Raw genomic sequence first — 11,993 nt, forward strand, 5'->3', positions numbered from 1 at the left:
GGCCATGCCCGGCGGCATGCGCGCAATCGCCGTACCGTCAAGCCTTGTCGCCACCCCCTGCCCTCGCTACCCTGACCAGGCACTCCAGCGCTTCCCGACCCCGGCGACGATTCCCCCGTCAGCACCCGGGGCCCGCGCGCTCCAACCTGGTCCGGCATGTCCAACTCCCGCTTCGTACATCTCCACGTCCACACCGAGTTCTCGCTGGCGGACTCGACCATCCGCGTGCCGGCCAAACCCGATCAGGCCGACCCGAAGAAGGCCAAGCAGGCCAACCTGCTGTCGCGCTCGGTCGAGCTTGGCCTGCCCGCACTGGCGGTGACCGACCTCAACAACCTGTTCGCCCTGGTCAAGTTCTACAAGGCGGCCGAAGGCGTGGGCATCAAGCCGATCGCCGGCGCCGATGTGCTGATCGCCGAGGACGGGCAGGACCCGTGGCGGATGACGCTGCTGTGCCGCGACCGCGAGGGCTACCTGAGCCTGTCGCGCCTGCTGACCCGCGCCTGGATGGAAGGCCATCGCCCCGAAGGCGGCGTTGCAATCCACCCGGACTGGCTGAAGGCCGGCAACGCCAACCTGTTCGCACTCGCTGGCCGGCAGAGCCTGGCCGGGCGCCTGGCGCTGGACGGCAAGCATGAACTGGCCGAGCAGCAGCTGGCCGACTGGCAACGCGTGTTCGGCGACGGCCTGCACCTGGAGCTGACCCGCACCGGCCGCGAAGGCGAAGAAACCTTCAACCAGTTCGCACTGATGGCGGCCGGCCAGCGTGGCCTGCCGGTGGTGGCCAGCAACGACGTGCGCTTCCTGTCGCCGACGGATTTCAGCGCGCACGAAGCGCGCGTATGCATTTCCACCGGCCGCGTGCTGGACGATCCCAAGCGCCCGCGCGAGTACAGCGACCAGCAGTACCTGAAGTCGGCCGAGGAGATGTGCGCGCTGTTCGCCGACATCCCCGATGCGATCGATAACACGCTGGCGCTGGCCGAACGCTGCAACATCGAGATGCGGCTGGGCACCTACTTCCTGCCCAACTACCCGGTGCCCGACGACGAGACCCTGGACACCTGGATCCAGAAGATGTCGCGCGACGGCCTGGAAGAGCGCCTGGAGAAGAATCCGCTGGCGCCGGGCAAGACCCGCGAGGAGTACTTCGAACGCCTGGAGTTCGAGCTCAACACCATCATCAAGATGGGCTTCCCGGGTTACTTCCTGATCGTTGCCGACTTCATCCAGTGGGGCAAGAACCAGGGCATCCCGATCGGCCCGGGCCGTGGTTCGGGTGCCGGCTCGCTGGTGGCGTGGGCGCTGAAGATCACCGACCTGGACCCGCTGCCGTACAACCTGCTGTTCGAGCGATTCCTCAATCCGGAACGCGTGTCGATGCCCGACTTCGACATCGACTTCTGCATGGACCGCCGCGACGAGGTGATCGACTACGTCGCGCGCAAGTACGGGCGCGAGCGCGTCAGCCAGATCATCACCTACGGCACCATGGCCGCAAAGGCAGTGGTGCGTGACTCCGGTCGCGTGCTCGGTTTCCCGTACGGCCTGGTCGACGGCGTCTCCAAGCTGATCCCGAACATCCTCGGCATCCACCTGAAGGATGCGCTGGGCAAGGGCAAGGAAGGCCCCAGCTCGGAAATGGCCTCGGCCGAACTGATCCAGCGCTACGAAACCGAGGACGATGTCCGCGACCTGATCGACCTGGCGCTGCAGTTGGAAGACCTGACCCGCAACGCCGGCAAGCATGCCGGTGGCGTGGTGATCGGTCCCGAGCCGCTGAGCGAGTTCTGCCCGCTGTACGCCGAACACGACGAGAACGGGCTCGGCAAGAACCCGGTCACCCAGTTCGACAAGAACGACGTGGAAGAAGTGGGCCTGGTGAAGTTCGACTTCCTCGGCCTGCGCACGCTGACCATCATCGACTGGGCGGTGAAGGCGATCAACAAGCGCCATGAGCGCGCCGGCATTCCGCCGGTGGACATCGCCGCGATTCCGCTGGACGACACGCCCACCTACAAGGACATCTTCGCCAACGGCAATACCGGCGCGGTGTTCCAGTTCGAATCCTCGGGCATGCGGCGCCTGCTGAAGGACGCGCGCCCCGACCGGTTCGAAGACCTGATCGCGCTGGTGTCGCTGTACCGCCCCGGCCCGATGGACCTGATTCCTTCCTTCAACGCGCGTAAGCACGGCCAGGAAGAAATCATCTATCCCGATCCGCGCACCGAAGCCATCCTGAAGGACACCTACGGCATCATGGTGTACCAGGAGCAGGTGATGCAGATGGCGCAGATCGTCGGCGGCTACTCGCTGGGCGGCGCCGACCTGCTGCGCCGTGCGATGGGCAAGAAGGTGCCGGCCGAAATGGCCAAGCACCGCGAGATCTTCCGCGAAGGTGCGGCCAAGGACGGCGTGGACGAAGCCAAGGCCGACGCGATCTTCGACCTGATGGAGAAGTTCGCCGGCTACGGCTTCAACAAGTCGCACGCCGCCGCCTACGCGCTGGTCAGTTACCAGACCGCCTGGCTCAAGCGCCATTACCCGGCCGAGTTCATGGCGGCCACGCTGTCCTCGGACCTGGACAACACCGAGAAGGTGGTTGGCTTCCTGGACGAAGTACGCAACCTGGGCCTGACCGTGCTGCCGCCGAAGGTGAACCACTCGGCCTTCATGTTCGAAGCGGTCACCCCGGACACCATCCAGTACGGCCTGGGCGCGATCAAGGGCGTCGGCCAGGGTGCCTGCGAGGCGGTGGTGGACGAACGCCTGAAGGGCGGCGACTACAAGGACCTGCTCGACTTCTGCACCCGCGTCGGTTCGGCCAAGCTCAACCGGCGCACGCTGGAGGCGATGATCAACTGCGGCGCGCTGGACGAGCTGGGCCGCAATCGCGCCTCGTTGATGCTGCAGCTGCCGGAAGTGATCAAGGCCACCGAGCAGATGGCGCGCGAGCGTGCCTCCGGCCAGAACTCGCTGTTCGGTGGCCCCGACCCGAGCACGGTGACCATCCAGCTGGACCTTCCCGAAGCCGAGGAATGGCCGCTGCTGCAGCGCCTCAATGGCGAGCGCGACACGCTGGGCTTCTACCTCAGCGGCCACCCCTTCGACCCCTGGCGTGACGATGTGCGCGACCTGGTCGGTACTGACCTGGGTTCAGTGGAAAAGATCTGGAGCGCCAACAGCGGTGGCGGTGGCGGCGGGGAGAAGCGCTGGCGACCTGAAGTGCAGACGGTGCTGGCAGGCCAGGTGGTCGGCGTGCGCCGCAAGGGTGAAAGCCAGATCTTCATCCAGCTCGAAGATGGTCGCGGTCGCGTCGAGTGCAGCGCGTTCTCCGACGCGATGGCCGAGTTCGGCCACCTGATGACCAAGGACCGCATCCTGGTGGTCAAGGGTGGCCTGCGCGAGGACGAATTCAACGGCGGTTTCGCATTGCGCATCCGCCAGTGCTGGGACTTCGACGAAGTCTGCGCCAACTACGCCACGCGGCTGTCGCTGCGCCTGGACCTGCGCCAGCAGCGCCCGGTATGGGAGCGCATCGACGCCCTGCTCGACCGCCACCGCCCCGGCCGCACGCCGCTGCGCCTGGACCTGCTGCTGAAAGGGCCGCACGGCGGCGTCGCCGGCATGCTCGATGTGTCCGGGCAGAGCGCGGTACGCATCGATTCCAAGCTGATGGAGGCGCTGCGCGCCGACCCGGCCGTGCGCACGCTGAAGGTGCGCTACAGCCCGCCATGGGCCAGCTGAGGCTGGCTCTCTGGTTTTCCTGAAACTTCTGATTTCCCCGTTCCAAGTATCAAGGACGATTACCGATGAAGACCCTGTTGTTCCCGTTCGCCGCTGCGCTCGCACTGGCCGCCTGCTCCCCGTCGAAGATCGAGTTCCAGATCGACAACCCGACCGACACGCCGCTGGCGTTGAGCATCGACGGCCAGGACCTGCCGGTGGCCGCACAGGGCTCGCGCCCGATTTCGCTGGCCGTGGGCGAGCATCGCCTGCACACCGACAAGCTCGGTGATGTGCGATTCATCGTCTACGTCGACGGTCGTGGCGGGCTGATCAACCCGACCCTGAGCGAGTACGTGGTCGCCCGCGAGATCTATGTCACCGACGAGAGCAAGCTGAAGAACTTCGGCACCGGCAAGGCCGGCATCGAGCTGGGCGGCGTCGACTTCGAAGGCCCGTTCGAGAAGATCCACGAACTGTTCATCGACAAGACCTGGACCTACGGCGTGCGCGAACCGTTCCCCAAGGAAAAGGTGGTCGCCCACGTCGATTCCAGCGGCGGCCAGATCGTGGCCAAGGTGTTCACCGCGCCGGATTTCATCACCTACGTGGAAGAAGGCATGGGCGAGCCCGGCGCGTTCAAGCGCGAGCAGCCGGCCGGCTACGTGGCCCCGACGTTCGGCCTGGAACCGGCCCCGGCCAGCCTGCCGGCGCTGGTGCCGGCCTTCGAGGCGCATGCCGCGCCGCTGCGCGAGGTCTATGCGCGCTGGCTGAAGGCGACCACCGCCGATGAACAGAAGGCCCTGCGCAAGCAGGACTTCGCCGCACAGATGGCCTTCACCTCGGCCACCGCCACTCTGGGCAGTGGGCTGGGCCGTGAGGCCAACGAGGCCTACAACGACTTCGTTTCCCAGCGCAGCCAGCTGATGGGCCGCAGCGCGCTGGTGGTGCCTTGAGCTGACTGGCGCGCCCTGCCCGGCTGCGCTACCGTCGCCTTCCAGACGAAGGCGTACGGGTGCTTTGCACGCATTCGGCTAGAATTCCCCCCTTCTTTACACGACGGCTTCCGATGAATCCGAACTACCTCGACTTCGAGCAACCCATCGCCGACCTGGAAGCCAAGATCCAGGAACTGCGCAACGCCAGCGCCGGGCCGGCGGTCAATGTCGAGGCGGAAGTGCACGCGCTGCAGGACAAGCTGCGCCTGCGCACCGCGCAGATCTTCCGCAACCTGACCTCGTGGCAGGTACTGCAGCTGGCCCGTCACCCGTCGCGCCCGTACACCGCCGACTACCTCCGCGTGATGTTCGATGAGTTCCAGGAGCTGGCCGGCGACCGTGCCTTCGCCGACGACAAGGCCATCATGGGCGGCCTGGCCCGCATCAACGGCCGTTCGGTGATGGTGATCGGCCACCAGAAGGGCCGCGACACCAAGGAAAAGATCAAGCGCAACTTCGGCATGCCCAAGCCGGAGGGCTACCGCAAGGCGCTGCGCCTGATGAAGATGGCCGAGCGCTTCGGCCTACCGGTGCTGACCCTGATCGATACCGCCGGCGCCTGGCCGGGCATCGACGCCGAATCGCGCGGCCAGTCCGAAGCGATCGCGCGCAACCTGATCGAGATGGCTGAGCTGAAGGTGCCGATCATCTGCACCGTGATCGGCGAAGGCGGCTCCGGCGGCGCGCTGGCGCTGGGCGTGGGTGACCGCACCGTGATGCTGGAATATGCGGTCTACTCGACCATCACCCCGGAAGGTTGCGCCTCGATCCTGTGGAAGGACGCCGGCAAGGCGAAGGACGCGGCCGAGCAGCTGGGCCTGACTGCCCCGCGCCTGAAGAGCCTGGGCCTGGTCGACAAGGTCGTGCGCGAGCCGACCGGTGGCGCCCACCGCAACCCGACGCAGATGGCCAAGCGCTTGAAGGCGGTACTGCTGAACGAGCTGGATGCGCTGGAAAAGCTGTCCACCGAGCAGCTGCTGGAACAGCGCTATACCCGCCTGCGCAGCTACGGCACGTACGAAGCGGCCTGAGCCTCTGCTCGAGGCGTTACTTTTCTTTTCGCGAAAAGAAAAGTAACCAAAAGAAACGCTCCGCCAGCCGCGAGCCGGTGTGCTCTGCACACCGGTTCCCTGCGCTCCTCAGTCCGCCAAGGGACGGCGCGGAACTCGCTACGCTCAAACATCCGCGCCTCTACGCCCTTGCCGGACCTCCGGTGCTCGGCTCGCTTGAAGGCGGATTGGGAAAGCAGAGCGAAAAGCATCCACGCATGGCGTGGATCTACTGGGTGCAGGTGTGGCGTTTGACGTTGGGTCCGCCTTTTAGCGAGCCGAGCATCGCAGGGGAATCAGGGGCGTAGAGGCGCCGATGTCTGAGCGCAGCGAGTTCGGCGCCGTCCCCTGATTCACCGAGAAGCACAGGGCACCGGTGCGTAGCACCGGCTCACGTTCGGCGGCGTGTTCTTTGGTTACTTTCTTGCACGAGCAAGAAAGTGACATGTTCGAGAGCTCCAGATCTCAGAACGGCTTGGCCAGCACCAGCCAGACGATCGGGATGAAGGCCAGCAGCGGGATCTCGTTGATCCAGCGCAGCGCGCGCGACGACGGCAGCGCCCTGCCCTTGGCCACGCCCTTCAGCAGCCGCCCGATCCAGATGAAATACGCCAGCAGCAAGACTACCAGGCCCAGCTTGGCGTGCAGCCAACCAGCGCCACCGGGGGCGACCATGGTCGGGAAATCCGGGATGACCCTGTAGCCCAGCCACAGCACCAGACCCAGCAGGAACGCCAGGCCGAACATCGAGTGGCCGAAGCGGTACAGGCGCAGGCCCATCAGCTGCAGGCGCTCGGTCACCGCCGGCTGGCCAGCGGTCTCGGCCAGATTCACCAGAATGCGCGGCAGGTAGAACACCGTCGCCATCCACGCCACCACGAACACGATGTGGAAGGTCTTGACCCAGTAGTAGCTCTGCATGCGCTCGCTCCGGCGGCTGGCGTAGGTTGGCGGCCATTCTCGCATGCCGTGGCCTGGCCACCCCTCGCGCCAGCGCCGCGACACATCGACGCATGGCACGCCGCAACGCCGTACGATAAGCGCCGTTTTCACCACTGCGACCGACCCATGGACAAGACCTACGACGCCGCCTACTTCCAACGCTGGTACCGCAGCGCCGACATCGGCGGCAGCGCTCGACTGGCGCGCAAGGTCGCTCTGGCCGTGGCCAGCGCCGAGTACTACCTGGAACGGCCGATCCGCAGCGTGCTGGATATCGGCTGTGGCGAAGGCGCCTGGCGCGCACCGCTGCTGAAGCTGCGTCCGAAGGTCGAATACCTCGGCTTCGACAGCAGCGAGTACGCTGTGCGCCGCTACGGTCGGACCCGAAACCTGCACCTGGCCAGCTTCGGTGATTTCGCCTGGCTGCGGCCCTGTGCCCCGGTCGACCTGCTGATCTGCTCGGACGTGATGCACTACGTACCCAATCGCGAACTGCGCGCAGGCCTGGCCGGCGTGGCTGAACTGACCGCGGGCGTGGCCTTCCTGGAGACCTTCGCCGCCGAGGATGCGTTCGAAGGCGACCACGATGGCTTCCAGGCCCGCCCGGCGCGCTGGTACCGGCGTGAACTGGCCCGGCAGGGCATGCAGCCGGCAGGGTCGCATTGCTGGCTCGGCCCCGCTCTGGCAGGCGATGCGGCGGCGTTGGAGCGGATGTGAATCCGGATTCATTATTTTCAGCCAACTTAACCTGCGGGACACCCGGATGGGATATGCTGCGCGGCAACATATGACCATACATATTCGGTCGGCATGCTCTATCAACTGCACGAACTGACCCGCAACCTGCTCGCCCCCTGGGTGCACCAGGCCCAGGCCAACGCAAAGTTCTTCGCCACCCCGGGCCACTGGTGGTCGCAGATGCCCGGTGCCGATCGACTGGCGGCCGTCAATGAGCTGTTCCATCGCATCGGCAAGGATTACGAGAAGCCCGAATGGGGCATCAACGAAATCGATGTCGAAGGCGAGCGCGTGCCGATCGTCGTGCACGAGGAAGTGAGCAAGCCGTTCTGCAAGCTGCTGCGCTTCAAGCGCCACAGCAATGAAGCCGACCAGCTGCACACCATGCTCAACCAGCCGTTCGTGCTGGTGGTGGCGCCGCTGTCCGGCCACCACGCCACGCTGCTGCGCGACACCGTGCGCACCCTGCTGCGCGACCACCGCGTGTATGTGACCGACTGGGTCGACGCACGCATGGTGCCGGCCAGCGAAGGCGAGTTCGGCCTCGACGACTACATCGCCTACATCCAGGAGTTCATTCGCCATCTCGGCGTCGAGCGCCTGCACGTGGTGAGCGTGTGCCAGCCGACCGTGCCGGTGCTGGCGGCGGTTTCGCTGATGGCCAGCCGTGGTGAACCTACGCCGCGCACGCTGGTGATGATGGGTGGTCCGATCGATGCGCGCTGCAGTCCGACCGCCGTCAACAACCTGGCCACGCAGAACCCGCTGTCGTGGTTCGAGAACAACGTCATCCACACCGTGCCGGCCAGCTATCCCGGCGCCGGCCGTCGCGTGTACCCGGGCTTCCTGCAGCACGCCGGCTTCCTGTCGATGAATCCCAGCCGCCACTTCAGCTCGCACTGGGATTTCTACACCGACCTGGTCAAGGGCGATCTGGAAGACGCCGACGCTCATCGCAACTTCTATGATGAGTACAACGCCGTGCTGGACATGCCGGCCAAGTACTACCTGGATACCATCCGCGTGGTGTTCCAGGACTTCCTGCTGCCGCGTGGCGAGTGGGTGGTCAACGGCGAGAAGGTCGATCCGTCGGCGATCCGCGATACCGCACTGTTGAGCATCGAAGGCGAGCTGGACGACATCGCCGGCCTCGGCCAGACCGAAGCGGCGCAGGCGCTGTGCACTGGCATCGGCGCGGACCGTCGCGAGCATTTCATCGTTGAAGGCGCCGGCCACTACGGCATCTTCAGCGGCCGTCGCTGGCGCGAAGTGGTGTACCCGAAGGTGCGCGATTTCTTCGCCGCGCATGCCGAAGCACCGGCGGCGAAGGCCTCAAAGAAGAAGAGCAACGTCACCCCGTTGCGCCGCAAGGCGGGGTAACTCGCCCCTGGTAGATGCCAACCTTGGTTGGCGCTCTACCATGAATCCCGATATCCGATGGATCGTGCCAACCAAGGTTGGCACCTACCAAAGCGTGGATTCCCGCTTACAGCCGCACCAGCAGGTTCTTGGCGATCAAGCCATGCAGCTTGCCGATGCCGCGTGCCAGATGCAGGGTCAGCACCAGCAGCAGCGCACCCACTGCGGCAACCGCGATCGCCACCAGCGGCGAGGCCGCCATCGGCAACACGTTCACGTCGTTGATGTACACGCCGGGGATGTCGCCACTGAAGATCGCCGCGACCGGCGCCCAGATCAGGCTCAGCGACAGCGACAGCAGCGTCACCGCGATGGTGAAGTAGATGATGCCCAGCGGCAGCATCAGCACGAAGTACAGCAGCGTCAGCCAGGTGCGGCCATCGGTGAACATGTCGCCGATGCGCTGCAGCCATGTGCGGCTGCGGTCGGTGTAGCGCGGACGACGCGGCATGCGCTCGCCCAGCAGCGCTTCCACCAGCCGCCCTTCCAGCAACGCCAGCCCGCGCACCGAGCCGAAGAACAGCACCGTCAGCGGGATGCCGATGATCAGGATCAGCAGGCCCAGCGACAGCGACAGACCAGTCACCACCCAAGTGAAGAAGAAGATGCCGGTGGCCAGCGACAGCAGCATGTAGAACAGCGCGCCATAGGTATGCGGATCGGCCACCACGCCGAAGAAACGCGCCAGCAGCGAGCGCTGCACCGGCGTCGGCGGCGGCGCGGCAGGCTCCACGCCGCTCGCTTGCGCGGCCGCACGCAGCATCGGCGCGGTATCCGCACGCGGCGAGCGCAACGCACGATTCACCGTCACTTCGGTCTCGCGGTAGATCTCGGCCACTTCATCCGGTGCGCCATAGCTGCCGGCGACGTCGACGATCACTTCGGTCTCGCTGCGCCCGGGCTGCGCCGCCAGCTCCGAGCGCAGATACTCCTCGGCGTCGTACAGTGCGTCCTGCACCATCGCCGGGTCGGCGCCTTCCAGTGCCGCGCGCAGCTGCGCCAGATACTGCGGAATGGTGGTCGGCAGGGCACTGCCTGCCAGGCTCGGGTCGTTCATTGTGGTACCCCCTCCAACACGGAATCGACGGAATCGCGGGTGGCCTGCCACGCCTGGCGCCATTGCGCCAACACCTCGCGGCCACGTTCATTGATGCGGTAGTAGCGCCGCGGCGGCCCGCTGCTGGACGGCTCCACATGACTTTCCAGCAGGCCCGCACCCTCCAGGTTCCGCAGCACCGGGTACAGCGCGCTCTGCTTGCCGCTCAGCACGCCCTCGCCCACCCGCTCCAGCTCCTTGGCAATCAGGTAGCCGTACAGCGGCTCGCCGGCCCGGGCCAGCACTGCCAGCAGGGCCAGCGACACGGTTCCGGCGCTGAGCTCCTTCTGGAACTTCTTCAGGTGGACATCGTCCTCGGACATGACCGGCCCTCCACTACGTTGAAGTCCACAGTAGTGCGAAGTTCGGTATAGCGAATGTGTCGTTAGTCACTCTGACGGTTGGCGAGGCGCATTCAGGCCCGACGTATCGCCTCCAGCACCTGCGCGGTGGCCGCCTCCGGCAGCGTGTGCCTGCCCTCTTCTAGCCGGCTGACCAGTGTCTGACGGCGCGCGGCCCCCAGTGGTGAGTAATGCTGGCCCGCCCGAAGCCAGTTCTCCACCAGTCGCAGGTGCCAAGCCCGCTCATCCTCGCGCTGCGGCACCGCGTCCAGCAGCAGATCGAGGTGCTGCCAAAGGGGCAGTCTGCGCAACTGGCTCAGCAGGCCGACCTGTGCCACGTGCGAAGGACCATCGTGGCAGAACGCCACCAGCCGGACCGGGTCCAGCTCGCCGGCCCACAGGGGCGTCGCACGGGCCAGCAGCTCGTTCACTGTCCGCCCAGGCTCTTCCAGTGCGGCACGCAACCATTCCAGACTGGCGCCGTCCCCAGCCCTCAGCCAACCGCGCAGGCAGCTGCGTCGATGGCGCGCCGACACCTGGGGCAACAACGCGCGCAGCGCGGTCGCATCTGCAGCTTCGGCGTGGTCGCCCAACGCTTCCAATGCCTCGCGCCAGCGCCCGCGGGTACGCTGCTGAAGTTCATCGCGCCACAACGTGATCGCGGGGGGAGCATGGCGCTGCTGAAGCAGCCACGCCGCCAATCTGCGCACGCTGCGCGAGCGGTCAAATGCGGCAGCTTCGATGTGTGCATCGAGACCCGGCACGTTGCGTTCGACCAGTGCCCGCAACGCGCCGGCACGCACCCCGCTGGACGGCGCGGCCAACGCCACGACACATTTCTCTTCGATCTCCCCAGGCACGCCGTTCGCCAAGAGATGTGTAAGTGCCAGGTGCGAGACTTGCGGACTGTTGTCCAGCAGCGCGAGCGAGCGCAGTTCCTCCGGGTCTGGATGGATCTGCAGGGCGATGGTGAAGGCGGCCAGCCGGGTTCTTGCCTCGGGGTGGCCCAGCAGCCCTTCAAGAACGGGGTGAGCGGCTGGCGACGACAGCCAAGCGAACAGGCCGCCGTCGAGCCACTCCCGTTGCACGCGCTGTGCATCGCGCAAGCGGACAGCGATCGGCCAAGCCTTCAGCACGTGGTGCACAGCACACTGCTCGAGCAGGGACATCACAACATCCCGCGCTACCGCGCGCACTTCGGCCACCCAATCATTGCAGCGGAGCAAGGCACAGGACAACGTCAGATGGCTGGGCACCGAGCGCATCTTCTGCAACGCGGCCTCGCGCGTGTGACCATTGCCGTCCGAGCCCGCAAGGAACAGTGCCGCCGTCTGCACATCGACCGGCGGCGCTGCGCAGGCCTTCAGGCAGTCGAGCAGGCCATCGCCGTTGGGGGCCCACCAGCTGCGTCGACGCTCATCAAGATCGAACAACCCTCGTGGCGACAGCGTCTGCAACCAATGCAGACGATCCACCCCCTCATCGACGAACCCCTTCAGGATCTGGTCGATCATCGCGCGCAGTGCGGCTTCGGGCGCTTCCGGATGCGGTATCACCATCATCTGCTTCCATCAAGGACAATGGCCATCGTGCCGCACCTGCATGGACAGGGCCAGCACGCCACCGTGGCGCAGGCGCGTACTCTCGCGCAGAATCAGACCCTCGTTCATGTTCCGGGGATCCC

At 66.0% G+C, this 11,993-nt stretch carries 9 protein-coding genes; 5 read left to right on the plus strand and 4 right to left on the minus strand.

Features of this window, described 5'->3' with window-relative positions:
• Window positions 1–156: 156 nt before the first annotated feature.
• From dnaE to AC07M7_RS00925, 3 genes are all read left to right on the plus strand, one after another.
• Window positions 157–3,747 (plus strand): DNA polymerase III subunit alpha, encoded by a 3,591-nt coding sequence (gene dnaE / locus AC07M7_RS00915; RefSeq protein ID WP_253077650.1) that lies wholly within the window; start codon window positions 157–159, stop codon window positions 3,745–3,747.
• 65 nt (window positions 3,748–3,812) lie between these two features.
• A complete protein-coding gene (locus tag AC07M7_RS00920) occupies window positions 3,813–4,682 on the plus strand; it encodes a hypothetical protein (protein WP_495206546.1) in 870 nt (289 codons plus the stop codon).
• Window positions 4,683–4,795: 113 nt separating this feature from the next.
• Window positions 4,796–5,755 carry an acetyl-CoA carboxylase carboxyltransferase subunit alpha gene (locus AC07M7_RS00925; RefSeq protein WP_012510504.1) on the plus strand — a complete coding sequence of 320 codons (960 nt, stop codon included), beginning with the start codon at window positions 4,796–4,798 and terminating at the stop codon, window positions 5,753–5,755.
• A 483-nt stretch (window positions 5,756–6,238) separates the two neighbouring features.
• On the opposite strand, the gene AC07M7_RS00930 is transcribed toward AC07M7_RS00925, so the two are convergent.
• Entirely contained in the window at window positions 6,239–6,694 is a 456-nt protein-coding gene (locus tag AC07M7_RS00930; RefSeq protein WP_253077652.1) for a CopD family protein, read from the minus strand.
• Between the two features lie 147 nt (window positions 6,695–6,841).
• On the opposite strand from AC07M7_RS00930, the gene AC07M7_RS00935 reads away from it, so the two are divergent.
• Together AC07M7_RS00935 and AC07M7_RS00940 are read left to right on the plus strand one after the other, a co-directional pair.
• Window positions 6,842–7,432, plus strand: a complete 591-nt coding sequence (locus AC07M7_RS00935) for a class I SAM-dependent DNA methyltransferase (protein ID WP_046983149.1) — start codon at window positions 6,842–6,844, stop codon at window positions 7,430–7,432.
• Between the two features lie 93 nt (window positions 7,433–7,525).
• A complete protein-coding gene (locus tag AC07M7_RS00940; RefSeq protein ID WP_065722413.1) occupies window positions 7,526–8,833 on the plus strand; it encodes a polyhydroxyalkanoate depolymerase in 1,308 nt (435 codons plus the stop codon).
• A gap of 106 nt (window positions 8,834–8,939) precedes the next feature.
• Here the strand turns inward: AC07M7_RS00940 and AC07M7_RS00945 are convergent, their stop codons facing one another.
• The 3 genes from AC07M7_RS00945 to AC07M7_RS00955 all read right to left on the minus strand — a co-directional run bounded on the left by AC07M7_RS00945 (window position 8,940) and on the right by AC07M7_RS00955 (window position 11,871).
• Entirely contained in the window at window positions 8,940–9,929 is a 990-nt protein-coding gene (locus AC07M7_RS00945) for a sensor domain-containing protein (protein ID WP_495206547.1), read from the minus strand.
• The gene (locus tag AC07M7_RS00950; protein ID WP_004150914.1) at window positions 9,926–10,291 is read right to left on the minus strand and encodes a PadR family transcriptional regulator; all 366 of its coding nucleotides are present in this window, start codon (window positions 10,289–10,291) and stop codon (window positions 9,926–9,928) included. Before AC07M7_RS00950 ends, AC07M7_RS00945 begins: the two co-directional genes overlap by 4 nt.
• A gap of 92 nt (window positions 10,292–10,383) precedes the next feature.
• Complete coding sequence (locus AC07M7_RS00955) at window positions 10,384–11,871, minus strand: HEAT repeat domain-containing protein (RefSeq protein WP_495206548.1); 1,488 nt, start codon at window positions 11,869–11,871, stop codon at window positions 10,384–10,386.
• Window positions 11,872–11,993 lie beyond the last annotated feature (122 nt).

Source organism: Stenotrophomonas sp. GW821-FHT09E08 (assembly GCF_059416125.1).